General features: G+C 73.5%; 25 protein-coding genes and 1 riboswitch. Of the genes, 13 read left to right on the top strand and 12 right to left on the bottom strand.

Going from position 1 to position 19,727, the window contains the following annotated elements:
• The first annotated feature begins 7 nt into the window (after window positions 1-7).
• Complete coding sequence (locus ACIP9H_RS25105; protein ID WP_401589707.1) at window positions 8-361, top strand: cupin domain-containing protein; 354 nt, start codon at window positions 8-10, stop codon at window positions 359-361.
• A gap of 84 nt (window positions 362-445) precedes the next feature.
• Here the strand turns inward: ACIP9H_RS25105 and ACIP9H_RS25100 are convergent, their stop codons facing one another.
• Both ACIP9H_RS25100 and ACIP9H_RS25095 read right to left on the bottom strand, forming a co-directional pair.
• Window positions 446-2,044, bottom strand: coding sequence for an alpha/beta hydrolase (locus ACIP9H_RS25100; protein ID WP_401960949.1), 1,599 nt, complete (start codon window positions 2,042-2,044; stop codon window positions 446-448).
• A 107-nt stretch (window positions 2,045-2,151) separates the two neighbouring features.
• Window positions 2,152-2,916 carry a hypothetical protein gene (locus ACIP9H_RS25095; RefSeq protein WP_401589711.1) on the bottom strand — a complete coding sequence of 255 codons (765 nt, stop codon included), beginning with the start codon at window positions 2,914-2,916 and terminating at the stop codon, window positions 2,152-2,154.
• Between the two features lie 78 nt (window positions 2,917-2,994).
• Here ACIP9H_RS25095 and ACIP9H_RS25090 point away from each other — a divergent pair, with 78 nt between their 5' ends.
• The 3 genes from ACIP9H_RS25090 (at window position 2,995) to ACIP9H_RS25080 (ending at window position 4,768) form a co-directional block, all read left to right on the top strand.
• On the top strand, window positions 2,995-3,903 hold the full coding sequence (locus ACIP9H_RS25090; RefSeq protein WP_401589714.1) for a LysR family transcriptional regulator: 909 nt from the start codon (window positions 2,995-2,997) through the stop codon (window positions 3,901-3,903).
• Between the two features lie 66 nt (window positions 3,904-3,969).
• Window positions 3,970-4,158, top strand: coding sequence for a hypothetical protein (locus ACIP9H_RS25085; protein WP_401589716.1), 189 nt, complete (start codon window positions 3,970-3,972; stop codon window positions 4,156-4,158).
• Between the two features lie 292 nt (window positions 4,159-4,450).
• Window positions 4,451-4,768: an antibiotic biosynthesis monooxygenase family protein gene (locus tag ACIP9H_RS25080; RefSeq protein WP_360913904.1), complete on the top strand. Its 318-nt coding sequence runs from the start codon at window positions 4,451-4,453 to the stop codon at window positions 4,766-4,768.
• 171 nt (window positions 4,769-4,939) lie between these two features.
• Here ACIP9H_RS25080 and ACIP9H_RS25075 read toward each other — a convergent pair whose 3' ends face one another.
• The 8 genes from ACIP9H_RS25075 to ACIP9H_RS25040 all read right to left on the bottom strand — a co-directional run bounded on the left by ACIP9H_RS25075 (window position 4,940) and on the right by ACIP9H_RS25040 (window position 10,474).
• On the bottom strand, window positions 4,940-5,383 hold the full coding sequence (locus ACIP9H_RS25075) for a type II toxin-antitoxin system PemK/MazF family toxin (RefSeq protein WP_319660749.1): 444 nt from the start codon (window positions 5,381-5,383) through the stop codon (window positions 4,940-4,942).
• Window positions 5,384-5,388: 5 nt separating this feature from the next.
• Window positions 5,389-6,150 (bottom strand): urease accessory protein UreD, encoded by a 762-nt coding sequence (locus ACIP9H_RS25070; RefSeq protein WP_401589718.1) that lies wholly within the window; start codon window positions 6,148-6,150, stop codon window positions 5,389-5,391.
• Entirely contained in the window at window positions 6,147-6,848 is a 702-nt protein-coding gene (ureG, locus tag ACIP9H_RS25065) for an urease accessory protein UreG (protein ID WP_401589720.1), read from the bottom strand. The genes ACIP9H_RS25070 and ureG overlap by 4 nt, the downstream gene beginning before the upstream one ends.
• A gap of 9 nt (window positions 6,849-6,857) precedes the next feature.
• Window positions 6,858-7,574: an urease accessory protein UreF gene (locus tag ACIP9H_RS25060; protein ID WP_401589723.1), complete on the bottom strand. Its 717-nt coding sequence runs from the start codon at window positions 7,572-7,574 to the stop codon at window positions 6,858-6,860.
• Window positions 7,575-7,582: 8 nt separating this feature from the next.
• Window positions 7,583-9,304: an urease subunit alpha gene (locus ACIP9H_RS25055; protein WP_401589725.1), complete on the bottom strand. Its 1,722-nt coding sequence runs from the start codon at window positions 9,302-9,304 to the stop codon at window positions 7,583-7,585.
• The gene (locus tag ACIP9H_RS25050; protein ID WP_360913894.1) at window positions 9,297-9,608 is read right to left on the bottom strand and encodes an urease subunit beta; all 312 of its coding nucleotides are present in this window, start codon (window positions 9,606-9,608) and stop codon (window positions 9,297-9,299) included. The genes ACIP9H_RS25055 and ACIP9H_RS25050 overlap by 8 nt, the downstream gene beginning before the upstream one ends.
• A complete protein-coding gene (locus ACIP9H_RS25045) occupies window positions 9,605-9,919 on the bottom strand; it encodes an urease subunit gamma (RefSeq protein ID WP_401589729.1) in 315 nt (104 codons plus the stop codon). Before ACIP9H_RS25045 ends, ACIP9H_RS25050 begins: the two co-directional genes overlap by 4 nt.
• A 261-nt stretch (window positions 9,920-10,180) precedes the next feature.
• A complete protein-coding gene (locus tag ACIP9H_RS25040) occupies window positions 10,181-10,474 on the bottom strand; it encodes a type II toxin-antitoxin system Phd/YefM family antitoxin (RefSeq protein WP_401589732.1) in 294 nt (97 codons plus the stop codon).
• 79 nt (window positions 10,475-10,553) lie between these two features.
• Between ACIP9H_RS25040 and ACIP9H_RS25035 the strand changes: the two genes are divergently transcribed.
• From ACIP9H_RS25035 to ACIP9H_RS25020, 4 genes are all read left to right on the top strand, one after another.
• Window positions 10,554-11,195, top strand: coding sequence for an ATP-dependent Clp protease proteolytic subunit (locus ACIP9H_RS25035; RefSeq protein WP_401589735.1), 642 nt, complete (start codon window positions 10,554-10,556; stop codon window positions 11,193-11,195).
• A 6-nt stretch (window positions 11,196-11,201) separates the two neighbouring features.
• The gene (locus ACIP9H_RS25030; protein ID WP_401589737.1) at window positions 11,202-11,507 is read left to right on the top strand and encodes a hypothetical protein; all 306 of its coding nucleotides are present in this window, start codon (window positions 11,202-11,204) and stop codon (window positions 11,505-11,507) included.
• Between the two features lie 373 nt (window positions 11,508-11,880).
• Window positions 11,881-12,051, top strand: a riboswitch (cyclic di-AMP (ydaO/yuaA leader).
• A 4-nt stretch (window positions 12,052-12,055) separates the two neighbouring features.
• Window positions 12,056-12,529, top strand: a complete 474-nt coding sequence (locus ACIP9H_RS25025) for a C40 family peptidase (protein WP_401589740.1) — start codon at window positions 12,056-12,058, stop codon at window positions 12,527-12,529.
• Between the two features lie 103 nt (window positions 12,530-12,632).
• Window positions 12,633-13,274: a GNAT family N-acetyltransferase gene (locus ACIP9H_RS25020; RefSeq protein ID WP_401960942.1), complete on the top strand. Its 642-nt coding sequence runs from the start codon at window positions 12,633-12,635 to the stop codon at window positions 13,272-13,274.
• Window positions 13,275-13,298: 24 nt separating this feature from the next.
• Here ACIP9H_RS25020 and ACIP9H_RS25015 read toward each other — a convergent pair whose 3' ends face one another.
• Complete coding sequence (locus ACIP9H_RS25015; RefSeq protein WP_401589746.1) at window positions 13,299-13,736, bottom strand: ATP-binding protein; 438 nt, start codon at window positions 13,734-13,736, stop codon at window positions 13,299-13,301.
• Between the two features lie 275 nt (window positions 13,737-14,011).
• On the opposite strand from ACIP9H_RS25015, the gene ACIP9H_RS25010 reads away from it, so the two are divergent.
• Together ACIP9H_RS25010 and ACIP9H_RS25005 are read left to right on the top strand one after the other, a co-directional pair.
• Window positions 14,012-14,866 (top strand): helix-turn-helix domain-containing protein, encoded by an 855-nt coding sequence (locus tag ACIP9H_RS25010; RefSeq protein ID WP_401589749.1) that lies wholly within the window; start codon window positions 14,012-14,014, stop codon window positions 14,864-14,866.
• Window positions 14,867-14,880: 14 nt separating this feature from the next.
• The gene (locus ACIP9H_RS25005; RefSeq protein ID WP_360913876.1) at window positions 14,881-15,132 is read left to right on the top strand and encodes a DUF397 domain-containing protein; all 252 of its coding nucleotides are present in this window, start codon (window positions 14,881-14,883) and stop codon (window positions 15,130-15,132) included.
• 2 nt (window positions 15,133-15,134) lie between these two features.
• Here the strand turns inward: ACIP9H_RS25005 and ACIP9H_RS25000 are convergent, their stop codons facing one another.
• Window positions 15,135-16,283 (bottom strand): 8-amino-7-oxononanoate synthase, encoded by a 1,149-nt coding sequence (locus tag ACIP9H_RS25000; protein ID WP_401589752.1) that lies wholly within the window; start codon window positions 16,281-16,283, stop codon window positions 15,135-15,137.
• A gap of 147 nt (window positions 16,284-16,430) precedes the next feature.
• Between ACIP9H_RS25000 and bioB the strand changes: the two genes are divergently transcribed.
• The 3 genes from bioB to bioD are packed head-to-tail and all read left to right on the top strand — an operon-like array spanning window position 16,431 to window position 19,631.
• Window positions 16,431-17,615 (top strand): biotin synthase BioB, encoded by a 1,185-nt coding sequence (bioB, locus tag ACIP9H_RS24995; RefSeq protein WP_401960939.1) that lies wholly within the window; start codon window positions 16,431-16,433, stop codon window positions 17,613-17,615.
• A complete protein-coding gene (locus tag ACIP9H_RS24990) occupies window positions 17,608-18,909 on the top strand; it encodes an adenosylmethionine--8-amino-7-oxononanoate transaminase (protein ID WP_401960937.1) in 1,302 nt (433 codons plus the stop codon). The genes bioB and ACIP9H_RS24990 overlap by 8 nt, the downstream gene beginning before the upstream one ends.
• On the top strand, window positions 18,906-19,631 hold the full coding sequence (gene bioD, locus ACIP9H_RS24985; RefSeq protein ID WP_401589760.1) for a dethiobiotin synthase: 726 nt from the start codon (window positions 18,906-18,908) through the stop codon (window positions 19,629-19,631). Before ACIP9H_RS24990 ends, bioD begins: the two co-directional genes overlap by 4 nt.
• The last annotated feature ends 96 nt before the right edge of the window (window positions 19,632-19,727 follow it).

The raw sequence follows: 19,727 nt of genomic DNA, 5'->3' as shown, positions 1-19,727 counted from the left end.
ACAGAGCATGGACAAACGCAACATCGACACCGTCATGGACGCCGTGCAGGAGAAGTGGCTCCCGCACGTCATGGCCGAGGTCAACGACTACGACGTCAAGGTCGCCAACATCGAGGGCGAATTCGCCGAGCACAGCCATGCCGGCACCGACGAGTTCTTCCTGGTCCTGGCCGGCCGGCTGCACCTGGACCTGCCGGATCGCACGGTGAGCCTCGGCCCGCACGAGGTGTTCACGGTGCCCAGGGGTGTCCGGCACCGGCCGCGTGCCGAGGAGGGCACCCGCATCCTGATGTTCGAGCCCCGCGGCACGGTCAACACCGGCGACGGCAATGAGGGCACGACGGGTGTGCGCCTGAGCTGACGGTCCCGCTCCCGGCGCCGGAGGAGAACGGTCCCGGCCCCCTCGACCGGGGGCCGGGACCGTTCGCGCGGGGTGGTGCGGACGTCAGCTCGTGGGGGGCACCGGCGCCGCGTGCGGGGTGCACGTGACGTCGTGGCGGTCCAGGGAGCCGGTCACGAGGTAGCCGGTGACCCGGTCGTTGATGCAGGGGTTGACCAGGCCGGTGACGCCGTGCGAGCCGGCGTCCTTCTCCGTGATCATGAGCGAGCCCTTGAACCGCCGGTGCAGCTCGACGGCTCCGGAGTACGGGGTCGCCGCGTCACGGGTGCTCTGGACGATCATGACGCGCGGCAGGCCGTTGCCGGTCCGCACATCCACCGGCTTCCGCTGCGGGACGCCCCACGTGGCGCAGGGCAGGTTCAGCCAGGCGTTGGCCCAGGTCAGGAAGGGGTACTTGGCGTGCAGCCGGGAGTTGTCCCGGTCCCAGGTGCGCCAGTCGCGGGGCCACGGGGAGTCGGTGCACTCCACCGCCGTGTAGACCGCGTTGCCGTTCTCCGAGGCGATGTTGCCCGCGGTGTCCGACAGGTCCGGGGCCGCCGCGTCCACCAGGGCCTGGGTGTCGCCGGCGAGGTACTTGCTCCAGACCCCGGCCACGGTCGCCCACGACGAGTCGTAGTACGGGGCGGACTGGAAGAGCCCGAGGAGTTCGGCCGGGCCGACGAGCCCGCCGATCGGGTGCGCCTTGGCGGTCGCGCGCAGCCGCTCCCACTGCGCCTGGACCTTCGCCGGGGTGCTGCCGATGTGGTAGACGGAGTCGTACTTCGCGACCCACGCCTTCCAGTCGTCCCAGCGGCCCTGGAAGGCCACGTCCTGGTCGAGGTTGTTCTGGTACCAGATCTGGTCGCGGGCCGGGTTGACGACGCTGTCGACGACCATGCGGCGCACGTGACCCGGGAAGAGCGTCGCGTACACGGCGCCGAGGTAGGTGCCGTAGGAGACGCCCAGGTAGTTGAGCTTGCGCTCACCGAGCGCGGCACGGACGACGTCGAGGTCCCGCGCCGTGTTGGGCGTGGTCATCTGGGCGAGCATCGCGGCGCCGGTGCGCTCCTTGCATCCCTCGGCGTACTCCGCGGCGAGCTTGCGCTCCGCGCGCTTGTCGGCCTCGTTGTCCGGGACCGGGTCGGCCTTGGGCGCCTTCACGAACTCCTGCGGGTCGGCGCAGGAGATGGGCGCGGAGTGGCCGACGCCGCGCGGGTCGAAGCCCACGAAGTCGTACGCCTTGGCGGTCGCCGCCCAGATGGGGTTCTTGGTGGTGACGCGGAGCGGGAAGCGCATCCCGGACCCGCCGGGGCCTCCGGGGTTGTAGATCAGGGCGCCCTGGCGCTCGGCGGCGGTGCCCGTGCTGCCGATGCGGTCCACGGCGATCCGGATCTTCGCGCCGTACGGCTTGGCGTAGTCGACCGGCACGGTGACCCAGCCGCACTGGACGGGGGCGGCGATGCCCCAGTCCGCGGGGCAGGCCGCCCAGTCGATGCCCGCATCGGCGGCGCGCGCGGCGGCGATCCGCACGCCGATGTCCTCCGCGTTCACATGGTGTTCGCGTCCGTGGGCGGTGCCCCCCGCGACCGCGGTCTGCGGTACGGCGGCGACGACGGTGCCGGCTATCAGGGCTCCGGTGAGCCCGAGCACGGCTGTGCGTCTCACGATGACGTCCCCCTGCGGTTGAGCCGCTTGTGGCGGCGCGAGCACAGAACTTCAGAGGGATCATTTCGCCCGCATGGCCGTCAGGAGAAGATCGCACAGGCGTATCTTTACCAAGCCGTATGCATGACAAGTCGGTTGGCGGCGCGGGCGACGGCCGCAGCGGCGAAGCCACGGATCAGGGGGTGCGGCACCGAGCCGTCCCCCGCCAGCTCCGGCTGGAAGAGGGTCGCCACGTAGAAGGCGTGGCCCGGGAGTTCGGCGATCCGCGGCTCGCCGTCCGGGTCGTGCCCGGTGAAGACCAGCCCCCGGCCGCCGAGTTCACCGAGGCGCTCGCGGTTGAGGCCGAAGGCGCAGTGGTACCGCTCGACGGTCCGGGTGGCGCCGAGCAGTGCCGCGGTCCGCGAGCCGGGCGTGATCAGCAGCGGCCCCTCGTGCCCCACCAGCGAGCAGGCGAGCGGCACGATCAACGCGTCGTCCCCCGCGCCGGGTTCGTTCTCGCCGTGTGCGGCGCCGGTCGCGCCGCACACGTTCCGCGCGAACTCCAGCAGCGCGTGCTGGAAACCGGCGCAGGTCCCGAGGAAGGGGATGCCCCGTTCACGGGCGGTGCGGATGGCGGCCAGGGCGCCGGCCTCGCTGCGGTACGGACTGCCGGGGACCGTCCACACCGCGTCGAAGCCCTCGACCCCTCCGGTCTCCCCGGCCGCCTCGGCCTCCTCGGTCGGGATCCAGTAGGCGTCCAGGAGCAGACCGTCCCGTACCCGGAGCGCTTCGAGCAGGCGGGGTACGCGGCGGTGGGACCGCACGGATGCGGAGCGGTCGCCGACGAGGGCGAGGCGGGCGGTGGCACGAGCGGGCGCGGCGGTCGACGTCATGCGCATCATCCTCGGGGCGCCGCCGGCATCACGTCCAACGATGATTCCCGCACGGCGGATAAGCGATACTGATCCGCCGTGGACCCTCATCTGCTGCGCACCTTCACCGAAGTGGTCCGGCACTCCTCCTTCTCCGCGGCCGCACGGGGGCTCGGTTACACCCAGTCCGCGGTCTCCCAGCACATCGCCGCCCTGGAGGCCGATCTCGGCGTGGAACTGCTCCGGCGCCGGCCCGTGGCGCCGACGGAGGCGGGCAGGCGCCTGCTGGAGCACGCGGAGCCGCTGCTGCTGCGCCTGGCGGCGGCCCGCGCCGAGGTCACCCGCACGGCGGGAGCCCCGGCGGCACGGATCACGGCCGGGCTCTCGGCACCGGCCATGGGGGGCCGGGTCGCCCTCGCGGTGGCCAGGCTGCGGGCGGAACGGCCGCGCACGGCGGTGACCTTGCGCGTCCTGGACCGGGCCGCGGTGGTCGCCGGTGTCACGGCCGGGGACCTGGACCTCGGCCTCGTGGACGGCGCCGCCGCGCCGAGCGATCCGCTGGGGGTGCCCGGTGCGGGTGCGCTGCGTGCCGTGCGGTGCGCCGAGGAGGAACTGGTCGTCGCCCTGGCCGCGGACCACCCGCTGGCCTGCCGGTCCGGGCTGCGGCTGGCCGACCTCGCCGACGCCCTGTGGGTGGACGCGCCCGCCGCTGCCGTGCCGGTCGCCGGGCTCCACCCGGCAGCGTCCGGCGAGGACTTCCGCACCGGTGTGCGCTACGAGGGGCCGGACGTGCGCGGCGTGCTCGACCTGGTGCGGGCCGGGCTCGGTCCCGTACTGCTGCCCCGCTCGGCGGTGGCGGGCCGGCAGGGCGTGGCGGCGGTGCCGCTGGCCGCGCCGCGGCTGGTCCACCGCACCGAGCTCCTGCACCGCCGCGGCGGTCCCGGGGAAGCCGCCGGGGCCCTGGCCGCGCTGCTCACCGGGGACGGGGTGCCGCAGCCCGCGGCCTGACGCCCCAAGGGCTCCCTCACCCGTTCGGCTCATCGGTAATGCGCCGCCCGGGCGAGCATGCGCGGCGTGCTCGACCTGGTGCGGGCCGGACTCGGCCCCGTACTGCTGCCCCGCCCGTCGGCGGCGGTGCCGCCGGCCGCGCCGCGACTGGTCCACCGCACCGAGCTCCTCCACCGCCGCGGCGGTCCCGGGGAAGCCGCCGGGGCCCTGGCCGCGCTGCTCACCGGGGACGGGGTGCCGCAGCCCGCGGCCTGACGCCCCAAGGGCCCCCTCACCCGTTCGGCTCATCGGTAATGCGCCGCCCGGGTGAGGGGGCCACAGTCGTGGAACGGCGGCATTCGGGGTGCCCGCGCCCCATGGGAGTCCGCTCATGGGAAACGCGGGGAAGGACACCCTCCCGTCACGTCACCGACCCGCCGGGGAGCCGCGCCTCGCGGTCCCGGCCCGCCGGACCCGCCGCCGTCCCGCACCGTGGCCTGGCGGCCCCGCAGAGTGAGCATCCGGCGAAGCAACAGCGTCCTCGTTGTCCCACGGGAGGTCGAGGGTCATGAGCACTTCACCGACGACTTCACCCACGAAAACACGCGTCGTCCTGCGCATCCAGCTGCACGAGGGGATGGGCGACCAGTATGCGGCGGCGTACCACCTCGTGCACAGCGACATCGCCAAGGCCGACGGGTTCATCAGCTCGCAGCTGTGCAAATCCGTGAAGGACCCCGACTGCTGGATCGTGACCAGCGAATGGGCGTCCATGGAGCAGTACCTCGCGTTCGTCGCGAGCGAGGAGTTCACGGCCCGCCGCGCCGGCATGCGCAAGTGCGTGCTGGAGCACGACTCCTCGCAGTACTCCGTCATGGCGGAGTGACCAGGGCGGCGCACCGCCCGGGGGCCTCGGCCGTGCTGTCGGGCAGCCTCACCCCGGCTACGGTCCGAGCAGCCCGGCCACGCGAACCACGGGGCAACGCGGCGGGAGCCCCCCGGCGGCAGCCGGGGGGCTCATGTGACGACACGGCCCGGCCGTCACGTCGGCCGGGGCTCAGCGCCAGCGGTAGAGCTCCTTGAGCCGGTTCACGACGATGTTGAAACGGCCGCGGTCCAGCGCGCACGCCTCGCGCCGCATGCCCTCGTCGTGCACGCGCAGCACGCGGTCGACGTTCACCCAGGAGGCACGGCCCGACTTGTCCCAGGGGCCGGAGCCGATGGGCACCCACTCCCGGTCGTCGTTGTGCTCCTTGCTGGAGAGCTGGACGGCGAGCAGCGTTCCGGCCGGTTCGCGGGCCACGACCAGGACCGGGCGGTCCTTGCCGCGGCCGTCGTTCTCCTCGAACGGGACCCAGGTCCAGACGATTTCCCCGGGGTCGGGGTCTCCGTCGTGGTCCGGGGAGTACTCGGTGCGGACGGGACCGACCTGCTCGGGCTCGGCCTCGGTGGTCGCGCCGGGGCCGTAGCGGCCCGGGCTCTCGGTGTCATCGGTGTCTATCGAACTCACGGACCCACGCTAGCCGACAACAGGCCCCGCAGGGACAGCCCGTCCGCCGCGGCGGCCGTGACTAGGGCGGCCGGCCCCGCCAGCGGGGTGAGCACGGCCTCACCCCGCTCCGGGTCCTCGCCGAGGAGGCGCGGGCTGACCGGCTTCTCCTCGAACGCCGGGTCCACGAGCAGCAGTTGGCCCGCCGCCCGGTGCGTGTGCAGTACGGCGGACCCCGACCAGCCGGGCACGCCGGGGCCGAAGGACAGGGCCTGGTCGAGCAGCGGGCGCCCGCCGAGCGTGACGACCAGCCGGGAGACGAGCCGTCCCGGCTCCTCGCCCGCCCGGCCGAGGATCTGCTCCTCGCGCAGCACGAGCCGTGCGCCGGGGGCGAGTTCGGCCGTGGTGGTCATGCGCAGGTCGCTGCCCCCGGCCGCGATGACGGGCTCGGGCAGCCAGTGCAGTACGGCGTCCGCGCCGACGGTCAGCCGCACCTCGTAATGGGCGGGCTCCCCCGACCGGCCGGGCAGGGAGACCGTCGCCGCCGCGGCGTCCACGCGCAGCGCGGCGCCGGGCAGCACGCGCGCGTGGATCGCGAGCCGGTCGCCGCCGAGCGGCGCGCTCATGGCGCCGACGACGGTGACCCGGGCGGTGCCGCCCTCGGACGACCGGGTGCGGCGCAGCGCGATCGGGCCGTCGCCGACGAGCTCCGGCAGCGCGGTGCCGCCGCGGCCGTCGGGGGCGGCGGTGATCCGTGCGGTGGCGCGGACACCGGTCATGCGGGGACCGCGGTCCAGTCGGCGATGCGGGCGCGGATCCACTCGGCCACGGGGGCGACGCCGTCCTCGGCGACGAGCGAGGTGAAAACGACCGGCAGGTCGCCGCGTTGCGCCTTCGCGTCGCGGGCCATCCGGTCCAGGTCGGAGCCCACGTAGGGCGCGAGGTCGGTCTTGTTGACCACGAGCAGGTCGGCGGTGGTCACACCCGGTCCGCCCTTGCGTGGGATGTCGTCGCCGCCGGCCACGTCGATGACAAAGATCTGCGCGTCGACCAGGCCCTTGGAGAAGGTCGCGGTGAGGTTGTCGCCGCCGGACTCGACGAGCACGAGGTCGAGCGGGCCGAGGCGTTCCTCCAGCTCCTCGACGGCTTCGAGGTTGGCGGAGATGTCGTCGCGGATCGCCGTGTGCGGGCAGGCGCCGGTCTCCACGGCGGTGATCCGCTCGGGCGGCAGGACGGCGGTGCGGAGCAGGAAGTCGGCGTCCTCGCGGGTGTAGATGTCGTTGGTGACGACGGCGAGGGACAGCCGGTCGCGCAGCGCGCGGCACAGTGCGGCCACCGTGGCGGTCTTGCCGGAGCCGACGGGGCCGCCGAGCCCGACGCGCAGTGCGCGGCGGCCGCCGCCGGGGCGGACGGCGCTCGGAGCGGGCACGGCCTGTCCGGAGCGCTCGGGCAGCACGTGGTCGTGGTCGAGATGCATGGCGGCGTCCTAGGAGGCGAAGAGGCGTACGGGCCAGGTGGCGTGCTGCTCGGCGTACACGTCGAGCAGGGGCGCGGACGCGGCGGGCAGCGCGCCGGTGCCCTCGGTCAGGGCGCGCCGTGCCGCGGTGCCGGCCTGCCGCGCGACCTCGTCCAGGTCGGGGGCGAGCCGGGCGAGCACGGCGGTCACGGCGAACGGGTCCAGGCTCAGCAGGCGTACGGCGGCGGTGGCCGGACCGGTCACGGACTCGTAGCCCGCCACGTGGGCGGCGTCCGGCGGCGCGAGGCCCGCGGCGCGGGCGGTCAGCCCGAGGACCACGGGCTGGTGGGCGCCGCGGGGGCGGGCGGCGGCGAGCGCGTCGAGGGCGTCGGACGGCCAGGCCGCGCGGGCGGCCCTGAGGAGTTGCCGGCCGAGCCGGCGGGCGGTCGCGCGCAGCGCGGGTGAGGGGGTGCGGGCGTCGGCGGCGTCGTCCAGCGCGAGCGGGTCGAGGCCGGCGGCCGCGGCGGCGGCCAGTGCCGCCGCGACCAGTCCGGTGGTGTGCAGCCGGCCCCGGCAGAAGGACTCCAGGGTGGCGGGGCAGCGGATGCGGCCGGCCTTCACCGCCGCCTCCGCGCCGCCGGAGTGCGCGTGGCCGCCCGCGGGGAAGCGGCCGTCGGCCAGCACCAGCAGCGCGGCCCGTGTCGCGGCCGGGACGGCCCCGCCCGCTGTCTGCGTCGTCGTGGTCATGGCCGTGCTCAGAAGAGGAAGTAGCGCTGGGCCATGGGAAGTTCCGTGGCGGGGGCGGGTTCGACGACATCGCCGTCGATGCGGACGGTGAAGGTGTCGGGGTCGACCTCGACCCGCGGCATGGCGTCGTTCTCGCGCATGTCGGCCTTGGTGACCCGGCGTGTGTTGCGGATGGCGACGAACTCCTTGGCGAGGCCCAGCCGTTCCGGCAGGCCGTCGTCGAGCGCGGCGCCGGTGACGAAGTTGACGGAGTTCAGGCCCGGTGCGCGGCCGAGCGCCCCGAACATCGGCCGGGGCAGGACCGGTTGGGGCGTCGGGATGGACGCGTTGGCGTCGCCCATCTGCGCGTAGGCGATCTGGCCGCCCTTGATGACCAGTTGGGGCTTGACGCCGAAGAACGCGGGGTCCCACAGGACGAGGTCGGCGAGCTTGCCGGGTTCCACGGAGCCGATCTCGCCGTCGAGGCCCTGGGCGACCGCCGGGTTGATCGTGTATTTGGCGACGTAGCGACGTGCCCGGAGGTTGTCGGCCCGTCCGTCCCCGGGCAGCGCGCCGCGGCGCTTCTTCATCACGTGCGCGGTCTGCCAGGTGCGCAGCACCACCTCGCCGACCCGGCCCATCGCCTGCGAGTCCGAGGAGATGATCGAGATCGCGCCGAGGTCGTGCAGGACGTCCTCGGCCGCGATCGTGCCGGGGCGGATCCGGGACTCGGCGAAGGCGAGGTCCTCCGGCACGGCGGGGTTGAGGTGATGGCAGACCATCAGCATGTCGAGGTGCTCCTCGACGGTGTTGACGGTGTGCGGCCGGGTCGGGTTCGTGGACGAGGGCAGGACGTTGGGGTGCGCGACCACCGTCATGATGTCCGGAGCGTGGCCGCCGCCCGCTCCCTCGGTGTGGTACGCGTGGACGCCGCGCCCGGCGATCGCCGCGAGGGTGTCCTCGACGAATCCGGCCTCGTTCAGCGTGTCGGTGTGGAGCGCGAGCTGGGCGCCGGTGGCCTCGCACACGGTGAGGCAGGCGTCGATCGCGGCCGGGGTGGCGCCCCAGTCCTCGTGGATCTTGAAGCCGAGCGCTCCGCCGCGCAGCTGCGCGTGCATCGCCTCGTGCGAGACGGTGTTGCCCTTGCCCAGCAGGCCGATGTTGACCGGGTAGTGCTCCAGCGCGGCGAACATCCGGGCCAGGTGCCAGGATCCCGGGGTGATGGTGGTGGCCTTGGTGCCCTCGGCGGGGCCGGTGCCCCCGCCGACGAGGGTGGTGATGCCGGACGCGAGGGCCTCGTCGGCGATCGTCGGCGAGACGAAGTGGACGTGCGCGTCGATGGCGCCGGCGGTCAGGATCCTGCCGTTCCCCGCGATGACCTCGGTCTCCGGCCCGATGACCAGGTCCGGATGCACCCCGTCCATGGTCTCGGGGTTGCCGGCCTTGCCGATCGCGGCGATACGGCCGTCCCGGATGCCGATGTCGGCCTTCACCACGCCCCAGTGGTCGAGGATCACCGCCCCGGTGACGACGGTGTCGGGGGTGCCCTCGGCGCGGGTCGCCCGGGACTGCCCCATCGACTCGCGGATCACCTTGCCGCCGCCGAAGACGACCTCGTCCCCCGACCTGCCCGGCCCGCCCGACAGGTCCCTCTCCACCTCGACGAGCAGGTCGGTGTCGGCGAGCCGTATCCGGTCACCGGTGGTCGGCCCGAACAGGTCCGCGTAGACGGCGCGGGACAGCTCAGCCATCGAGGGCACCTCCGGTCTCCCCGCGCAGCCCCTCGACCACGCGGGCGCCGCCGATCGGCACGAGCTCCACCTCGACGGGAAGGCCCGGCTCGAAGCGGACCGCGGTGCCGGCCGCGACGGCCAGGCGCTTGCCGCGGGCGGCGGCGCGGTCGAAGCGCAGGCCCGGGTTGGCCTCGGCGAAGTGGTAGTGGGAGCCGACCTGGACCGGGCGGTCCGCGGCGTTGAGCACGACCAGCCGGGTGACCGGCCGGCCCGCGTTGAGCTCGACCGGTCCGTCGCCGTGGAGGATCTCCCCGGGGATCACGCGGGCCCCTGGGCGATCGGGTCGTGGACGGTCACGAGCTTGGTGCCGTCCGGGAAGGTGGCCTCGACCTGGACGTCGTGGATCATCTCGGGCACACCCTCCATGACCTCGTCGCGGGTGAGCACCTTGCGCCCGGAGGCCATGAGGTCGGCGACGGACCGGCCGTCGCGGGCGCCCTCCAGGATGTGCGAGGTGATCAGGGCGATCGCCTCGGGGTGGTTCAGCCGCAGGCCCCGGGCCCGCCTCTTCTCCGCCACGTCGGCGGCGACATGGATGAGCAGGCGTTCCTGCTCATGAGGGGTCAGTTGCACGGCCACACCTCGCAGTCGTCCCGGGTGAGCGGGTCCGCGGTCCGTACCCGGGCCGCGATGCCGCTCTCCGACAGCCGGAAGCCGCAGGCTAGTTCGGCGGCGTTTCGTCCGCGTTAACTCCCCGCTCCGGGACCGGGGTGCGGGCGGCCCGTTCCGGCAGGGCATCCCGGGCAGCATGCCACGACGGCGCAGGTCCGCCGGGTACGACACGGGCAGGCCCGGTCGGCCGGGCGCGCGGGCACGGCTCGGGCGGCCGAGCGCTCAGGTTCCGTCGTGGCGGGCGTCGGTCGTGCCGCGGTGCTCGGCGGCGATGCCGAAGCGGCGCCGTTCGCCCGTGGCGGACACCGGGGGGTGCACCGAGGAGACCGTACTGACCACGGCGTCGTCCGCCGCCTCGTCGAGTTCCTGGAGTCGTTGCAGGTCAGCGGCGGAAACGAGCGCGACGAGCGGCTTGCCGTGGCGCGTCAGGACCACCCGCTCACCGCCGTAGACGACGCGGTTGACGAGCTCGGCGAGTTCCGCTCGCGCTTGTGTCACGGGGACTTCGTGGGCCATGCTCCCCATCATAACGGGATGTACGTCCTGTACATTTTTTACATGGACGGGGGCCCTGCGCCCCCACGGAGGTGCCGCCGTGCTTCGACCGACCGCCCGCTACGTCCTGCCCGAGTTCACCGAGCGCACCAGCGAAGGGGTGCACTCCATGGATCCGTACTCCAAGCTGCTGCGGGAGCGGATCGTGCTGCTCGGCACACCCATCGACGACACGTCCGCCAACGACGTCATGGCGCAGTTGATCCACCTGGAGGCCGCCGCCCCGGAGCAGGACATCTCGCTCTACATCAACTCCCCCGGCGGGTCGCTCACCGCGATGACCGCGATCTACGACACCATGCAGTTCGTCAGCTGCGACGTCTCGACCGTGTGCGTCGGCCAGGCCGCTTCGGCCGCGGCCGTGCTGCTGGCGGCCGGGGCGCCGGGCAAGCGGCTGGCGACTCCCCGTTCACGTGTACTGATCCATCAGCCCTCCTTCACGGAGGTCGTCCAGGGCACCACCGCCGACCTCGAGATCCAGGCCAGGGAACTGCTGCGCAGCCGCGACCAGTTGGAGGAACTGCTGGTACGGCACACCGGCCGGGACCCGGAGCGGATCCGGGCCGACATCGAGCGCGACACCGTCTTCGACGCCCCGTCCGCGCTCGCGTACGGACTGGTGGACCGGCTCACCGTCAGCCGCAAGGGCGACGGCGGGACCGGCCCGCGCGCCGTGCGGTGACCGGCCGTGGTGCCCGAACTGCCGCCGCTGCCCGCGCTCACCCGCGCCGAGGGTGAGCTCATCGACACCTACCTGGAGGTCGTGGATCTGCTGGGGAGGATCAATCCCGCCCGCGTCAGGGACACCTACGGCGCGCTGCGGGCCGCCCAGGCCCTGGCGGGGCGTGCGACGGAACTGCGCGACGCGCTGACCACGATGCATCTGCGGGGGGAGCACGAGCTGCACACCACGACGATCGAGCGCGCCCTGCGCGTGCTCGACGGGGAGCGGAGAACGCGGCTGGTCACCCTGCCTCCCGCGCAGCGTGATTGATGCTCCATCACCTTGAGTGACGATCAGATCGGCCTCTCCGGCGGCCCGTCGGACGCCGGCACCGGCGCGACACGAAGTCACACCGAATGGACTCGCCCGATCGTTGTACGTCGCGTCGACACGCGATCGGTCCCGACTTGCGCGCCTCGGCCGCACACATCCGGAATCTGCCGCTCCATCGCAGGTGTTCGACTGGTTTCGAGTCGTCAGGTGAGGCTCCTGAGCCCGGAGTCCACCCGAATAGGTGAGTCGTGAAGAGACTCACATTCGACCGGATGAGTTATGTCCTGACCGGTTCTGTGGGTGACCATCCCTTCGACGACAAGCCCCCGTCATCCGGCGGGGCGGTCCGCGCGGACGCCGAGTCCTGCCGCCGTCGCGGACGCCAGGTCGACACAGAACGCAACGGCAGGAGCGGAGGACCCGAGTACGACGGGACCGGCCCACGGGCCGATTCCTTGGGGTGAAGCCGCGTCAGCGGCCGGGCATCTTCGCCTGCCCGAACCCGACAGGTCATCCTTCGCAGGCGGACGACGAAGGGTTTGCGCATGATCGCGCCATCAGCCATGTCCGCGGTTCTCTCCCGGTTCGGGGCGGTCTCCGCCCTCACGGCGGCCGCCGTCGCCGGTCCGGCGGTCCTGCCGGACATGGCCCAGCACGCCGACGCCGCCACGATCCGGGCGGAGGCTCTGAAGGTCGCGGCCTCGAAGAAGGGCGCTCCCTACCGGTACGGTGCCACCGGCCCGCGCAGCTTCGACTGCTCGGGCCTGACGCTCTACTCGTTCAAGAAGGTGGGCAGGAAACTGCCCCGCACCGCCGCCGCGCAGTACAACAGCACACGGCACCTGCACAGTTCCGACCGCACCCGCGGGGACCTGGTGTTCTTCCACTACGGGAGCAGCATCTACCACGTCGGGATATACGCGGGCCACGGGAGAATCTGGCACTCCCCCAAGCCGGGCGGCCGGGTGCGCCTGGAGAAGATCTGGACCCGCAGCGTCTGGTACGGCCGTGTGAGGTGACCGCCCGCCGCGGGGCCCGGGCCCGCCCTCCCGGGCCCCGCGAACCGGGGCCTCTCCCCGCGGTAGCCGGGGGCAGGTCACGGCAGGCCGTAGCGTGGCGCCCATGACGTTGCCGCGCCTGCTCGCCGACGCCGCCCGGGGCGTCTTCCCGCCCGCCGACGGATCGGTGACGATCGTGCCCCAGCCCTCGGCACGCGACGCCGGCGTCATCGCCTTCACGGCGCACAGCGTGGTCTTCGCCGACGCCGACCCCGCCCTGGTCCGGGATCTGCTGCCGCCCGGTGACCTGTCGGCGCCGCTCAACCCGCCGTTCCTGACGGCCCTGTGCGGGCTGCTGGGGCGCCGGGTGAACAACATCGACCTGCTGACGACGGCCACCGCCCTCCCCGGTCCGCCGCCCGGCCCCCCGCTCGCCCTGCGGGAGACCGCCGCCCGCGAGCATCCCCGTGCCGCGCGGGCGCTGTCGCACCGGGACGAGGTGCGGGTCTGGACGGTGCCCGGCGGCACCGTCGTCATCGGGCGCGGGGTGGCCGGCCGCTGGGAGATGGCCGTGGAGGTCGAGCCCGCGGCGCGCGGCACCGGTCTCGGCCGCCGGCTGGCACTGGAGGCGCGCCGGCTGGTCCCGGACGGCGGGACGCTCTGGGCCCAGATCGCGCCGGGCAACGCGGCGAGCGTACGGGCGCTGCTGGCAGCCGGCTTCACCCCCGTCGGCGCGGAGGCGCTGCTCGTACCCGGCCACGGCTGAGCGGCGGGCGGCCCCGTCGCGCGTTCACTCCACCGGTGCGGGCGCCGCCACCCACGGCAGGGTGATCCAGACGGTCTTGCCGCCCTCGTCGGTGGGGGTGACATGGAGCCGGCCCCCGGCCTCGGCGGTGAGATGCCGGATGATCACCATGCCGCGGCCGTTGTCCTGCTGGACGGCGGCCGGCAGGCGCTGGGGCCAGCGAGGATGGCTGTCGGTGACACCGATCCGCAGCTGCTCGTCGCGGTCGAGCCGGATGTCGAGGGTGAAGGTCGGCGACTGGCCGAGGGTGTGCAGGACGGCGTTGGTGGCGAGTTCGGAGACGATGAGCCGCACGGCGTCGGCATGCGACGAGTCGTCCGCCATCCCCCACTCCACCAGCAGGTCGCACACGTATCGACGGGCCGCGGGTACCGAGGCAGGGTCGCTCGGCAGGGTGACGGATACTTCCTGATGGTCTGCCATGGCGACGCTGTCCCTTTCCCGCCGTGACCGGGACTCCGGCACGCGCCTGTCCGGGCCGCACGCCCGGGCCGCCGGGGGCCGTACTTTCCGTACGGTGCCCACCGGCTTCCACGCGCCAGAGTGCCACCTATCGTGCCGTCAAACCGGTGCCACCACAGCTATATGCATATATCTGTCGCCCAAAGCGGTGAACTCTGCTACGAGAGAACGTATTTGCGCGGCAGACTTCGCCCGGGGACCGGCGGGGCATGCCGGGAACCAGGAGGTACACAGTCATGCAGCAGGTGCCGGCGGTCCGCCGCCGCAAGATCGGCTCCGAATTGCGCCGTCTCAGGGACACGGCCGGCCTGACGAGCGGCGAGGTCGCCCTCCGGGTGGGCTGGCATCAGTCCAAGGTGAGCCGCATCGAGACCGGCCGCAGCGGCGTGCGCCCGGAGGACGTGACCGCGCTCCTGGACGCGTACGGCGTCCGCGACCAGCGGCTGCGCGACATGCTCGCGGCGCTGGCCGGGGGCGAGGGCGCCCGGCGTGGCTGGTGGCACGAGTACCGCGAGGAACTCCCGGACGCCTACCGCGACTTCATCTCCCTGGAGTCCGACGCCTGCCGGGCCCGCACGCTGGAGACCACCGTGGTGCCGGGACTGCTGCAGACCCCCGACTACGCCCGCGAGCTGACCCGTTCGGTGCTGCCCCACCTGGGCCCGCGGCAGATCGCGACACTGGTCGACGTGCGTATCGCGCGGCAGGCGGTGCTGCGCGCCTCACCGCCGCTGGAGCTGTGGGCGGTGCTCGACGAGGCGGTGCTGCGGCGCCGGGTGGGGGGACCGGAAGTGATGGCGGCGCAATTGAGCCATCTTGTGGAGCTCGGTTCCCTGCCCCATGTGCATCTGCAGGTGCTGCCTTTCTCCGCCGGTGGTCATATCGGCGTCACGGGGCCTTTCGTCATCTTCTCGTTTCCGCGCATTGCTGATCTGGATGTTGTCGTTCTCGACCAGTTGACGAGTAGTCTCTATCTGGATCAGGAAGAGGACATCAGGGCGTACGGTGCCGCTTTCAACCGGCTGCGCTCCCACGCCCTGTCGAGCGAACAGTCGCTGACCTTCGTCAGCGGCATCGGCAAAGGCGCGTAAGGAGGCACACCCCCATGTCCAGCGCACTGCCTCAGTACGTTTCCTCCAGTGCGTCCCTGTTCGGAATGAATTGGCGACGCAGCAGCTACAGCACGGCGGCGAACAACTGCGTCGAGACGGCCCTCGTCCCCTCGGGGCCGCTCTCGGGACAGCTCGCCGTCCGCGACTCCAAGGATGTGCGCGGCCCGGCCCTGCTCTTCACCCCCACCGAGTGGAACGCGTTCCTGGACGCCGTGCGCACGGGAACCCTGACCGGGCGCCCCTGAGCTCAGCGGCGTGGCGGCGCCGTACGGACGATCGTCCCGACGGCGTCGCCGATCTCCCGGTCCGTCAGGTCGGCGCGCGCGGTGAGCCGCAGACGGGAGATCCCGTCCGGCACCGACGGGGGCCGGAAGCACCCCACAGCGAGCCCCGCCTCCCGGCAGTCCGCGGCCCACTGGACGGCCGCCTCCGGCGAGGGCGCCCGCACCGACACCACACACGCGTCCGGCGCGGTGGCCTCCAGTCCCGCGGCGGCGAGCCTCTTGTGCAGTTCCCGGGCCACCTCACGCACCCGCGCGGCGCGGTCCGGCTCCCGGCGCAGCAGCCGCAGCGCCCCCAGGGCGGCACCCGTGGCCGCCGGCGCCAGACCGGTGTCGAAGATGAACGTCCGCGCCGCGTTGACCAGATGCCCGATGACCCGGGCCGGGCCCAGCACCACGCCGCCCTGGCTGCCCAGCGACTTGGACAAGGTGGCCGTGCACACCAGCCCGGGGGCACCGGCGAGCCCGGCGGCGGCCGCCGCCCCACGCCCGCCGTCACCGAGGACGCCGAGCCCGTGCGCGTCGTCGACCAGCAGGGCCGCTCCCGCCTCCGCGCAGGCCGCGGCCAGTTCGCCGAGCGGGGCCGCGTCGCCGTCGACGGAGAAGACGGAGTCGGTGACGGTCACGGCGGGCCCGTCATGGCCGGACAGCGCCTTGCGCACCGCGGCGGGATCGGCGTGCGGGACGACCTCGGTGGTGGCCCGGGAGAGCCGGCAGCCGTCGATGAGCGAGGCGTGGTTGCCCGCGTCGGACACGATCAGGGTGCCCGGCTCACTGGTCAGCGCGGTCACCGCGGCGAGGTTGGCCGCGTAGCCCGAGGCCAGCACCAGGGCCGCCTCGAAGCCGCAGAAGGCAGCGAGTTCGGCCTCCAGCTCGGCGTGCAGCTCGGTGCTGCCGGTCACCAGCCGTGAGCCGGTGGACCCGGCGCCCCAGCGCAGGCACGCGTCGGCACCCGCGCGGGTGACCTCCGGGTGCCGGGCCAGGCCCAGGTAGTCGTTGGAGGCGAGGTCGAGCAGCGGCGACCGGGCCGGCCGGGGCCGCAGGGTGCGCACCAGCCCCGCCGCGCCGCGCCGTTCGGCGTGCGCGTCGATCCAGTCGAACGGGTCGCGGGCCATGGTCGTCCCCGGGGTCGGTGTGCGATGTCTCCAGCACCGTAGTCTGCCCTGCCGGTTTGCACGGTGTGGTGATCCACACACCCTGCGCGAGTGGTCTTGTGGGGTGCCTCATTGGCCGATGGTCGCCGCGTGCGCCAGGATCGCGGCATGGATCTGCTCAATGGGTTGGTGGAGAAGGGGCTGCGCCGCGAGCTGCCCACGCGCGAGGAGGCTCTCGCCGTGCTGGCCGGCTCCGACGACGAACTGCTCGACGTGGTGGCCGCGGCCGGCAAGGTGCGCCGCGCCTGGTTCGGCCGGCGCGTGAAGCTGAACTACCTGGTGAATCTCAAGTCGGGGCTCTGCCCCGAGGACTGCTCGTACTGCTCGCAGCGGCTGGGCTCCGAGGCCGGCGTGCTCAAGTACACCTGGCTGAAGCCCGAGGAGGCGGCGGCCGCCGCGGCGGCGGGGGTCGCCGGCGGCGCCAAGCGGGTGTGCCTGGTGGCCAGCGGACGCGGGCCGACCGACCGCGACGTGGACCGGGTCTCGAAGACCATCGAGGCCATCAAGGGTGAGAACGAGGGCGTGGAGGTCTGCGCCTGCCTCGGCCTGCTCTCCGAGGGACAGGCCGGCCGGCTGCGCGGCGCGGGCGCCGACGCGTACAACCACAACCTGAACACCTCCGAGTCGGTCTACGGCGACATCACCACCACGCACACCTACGCCGACCGCGTCGACACCGTGCAACAGGCCCAGGCGGCGGGGCTGTCCGCCTGCTCCGGCCTGATCGCGGGCATGGGCGAGAGCGACGAGGACCTGGTCGACGTCGTGTTCGCGCTGCGGGAACTGGACCCGGACTCGGTGCCCGTCAACTTCCTCATCCCCTTCGAGGGCACGCCGCTGGCCAAGGAGTGGAACCTCACCCCGCAGCGCTGCCTGCGCATCCTCGCGATGGTGCGCTTCGTCTGCCCCGACGTGGAGGTCCGCATCGCCGGAGGCCGCGAGGTGCATCTGCGCACCATGCAGCCGCTGGCGCTGCACCTGGCCAACTCGATCTTCCTGGGCGACTACCTCACCAGTGAGGGCCAGGCCGGCCAGGCCGATCTCGACATGATCGCGGACGCCGGCTTCGAGGTGGAGGGCGCCGGTACGGTCACCCTCCCCGGTCACCGCGCCGATGCCGCGGGCGCGGTGGCGGCCGCCGGCTGCGGCTCGCACGGCGCCTCGGACGGCGGCGGTTGCGGGCCCTGCGGCGGCCGCGCGGAAAGCGCCCCGGTACCGGCGGGTGCCGCGCGCACCGACCTGGTGGCGGTCCGCCGCCGCGGCACCGGAACGGACCTGCCGCCCAATGCCTGAACCGCTCACCGCCGGCGAGCTCCTGGCCCTGGACCGGGAGCACGTCTGGCATCCGTACGGACCGATGCCGGGCCGCCAGGAACCGCTCGTCGTCGCCTCCGCGGCCGGGGTCCGGCTGCGGCTGGCCGAACCGGTCGAGGGCGTGACCGAGCTCGTCGACGGCATGTCCTCCTGGTGGTCGGCGATCCACGGGTACAACCACCCGGTGCTCAACGAGGCGGCCCGCGGCCAGCTGGACCGCATGAGCCACGTCATGTTCGGCGGGCTCACGCACGAGCCCGCCGTCCGGCTCGCCGCCCGTCTGGTGGAGATCACCCCCGAACCGTTGCGGCATGTCTTCCTCGCCGACTCCGGCTCGGTGTCGGTCGAGGTCGCCGTCAAGATGTGCCTCCAGTACTGGCGCTCCCTCGGGCGGCCCGCCAAGCAGCGCCTGATGACCTGGCGCGGCGGCTACCACGGCGACACCTGGCAGCCGATGTCCGTGTGCGACCCCGAGGGCGGCATGCACGGGCTGTGGTCGGGGGTGCTGCCCCGCCAGGTCTTCGCCGACGCCCCGCCGGCCGCGTACGAGGAGGCGTACGCCGACCACCTGCGGGAGACCGTCGCCCGGCACGCGCACGAGCTCGCCGCGGTCGTCGTGGAGCCCGTGGTGCAGGGCGCGGGCGGTATGACCTTCCACTCCCCCGCGTATCTGCGAGTGCTGCGCGAGGCGTGCGACGAGCACGACGTGCTGCTGGTGTTCGACGAGATCGCCACCGGATTCGGGCGGACGGGCACGCTCTTCGCCGCCGAGCAGGCGGGCGTCTCCCCCGACGTCATGTGCGTCGGCAAGGCCCTGACGGGCGGGTACCTCACGATGGCCGCGACGCTGTGCACCGCGCGCGTCGCCGACGGGATCTCCCGGGGCGAGGTCCCCGTCCTCGCCCACGGCCCCACCTTCATGGGCAACCCGCTGGCGGCGGCCGTCGCCTGCGCCTCCGTCGACCTGCTGCTCGGGCAGGACTGGGCGCAGGAGATCAAGCGCATCGAGGCCGGACTACGGGACGGGCTCGCGCCCGCGGCCGCACTCCCCGGGGTGCGGGACGTACGGGTGCTGGGCGCGATCGGGGTCGTCCAGCTCGACAAGGCCCTCGATGCGGCTGCCATGGCGACCGTCACGCGGGCCGCCGTCCGCGGGGGGGTATGGTTGCGCCCGTTCCGGGACTTGATCTACACGATGCCCCCGTACGTGACGGGGAACGAGGACGTCGCGCGCATCTGCGCGGCGGTGTGCGCGGCGGCGGAGGCGGCATGACGGTGTTGTTCGTGACCGGTACGGGCACGGAGATCGGCAAGACGGTGGTCTCGGCGGCCATCGCGGCGACCTCGCTCGCAGTGGGCGCCAGCGTCGCCTACCTCAAGCCCGCGCAGACCGGCCTCGGTCCCGACGAGCCGGGGGACGCCGCCGAGGTGACGCGGCTGGCGGGGTACGAGCTCACCGGAGTCGAACTCGCCCGCTACCCGGACCCCCTGGCCCCGGCCACGGCGGCCCGGCGGGCCGGCCAGCCGTCCGTGGGACCCGGTGAGATCGCCGAGGCGGCCGCGAAGCTGGCGGCCGTCCACGACATCGTGCTGGTCGAGGGCGCGGGCGGGCTCCTGGTGCGGTTCGACGAGGAGGGCTCCACGCTGGCGGACGCGGCGAAGATGCTGGGCGCACCGGTTCTCGTCGTCGCCCCGGCCGGGCTGGGCACGCTCAACACGGCCGCCCTCACCGCGGAGGCGCTGCGGGCCCGCGCGCTGGCGTGCGCCGGCTTCGTGATCGGCAGCTGGCCCGGCGACCCGGACCTGGCGGCGCGCAGCAACCTCGCCGACCTCCCGGTCTGCACCGGCGCCCCGCTGGTCGGCGCCGTCCCCGCCGGGGCCGCCGAGCTCACGCCGGAGGCATTCCAGCAGGCCGCGCCGGGCTGGATCGCCCCCCGCATCGGCGGTCTGTGGGACGTGGACGCGTTCACCGCCGTCTGGAGCTCCATCATCTGACGGCACGTCGGTTCCGGGGCGGGGCGCGCTCGCGCTCCCGCCCCTCGGAAGGAACCGCGCGCGAGGAGGCATGGCGGCCCCGCTCCGGCGGCACAA

Origin of the sequence: Streptomyces sp. NPDC088732 (assembly GCF_044751205.1) — a bacterium.
In the GTDB taxonomy this organism is placed as follows: domain Bacteria; phylum Actinomycetota; class Actinomycetes; order Streptomycetales; family Streptomycetaceae; genus Actinacidiphila.
The sequence above is the reverse complement of the archived record's forward strand: the minus strand, read 5'-3'. Positions and strand labels throughout refer to the sequence as shown.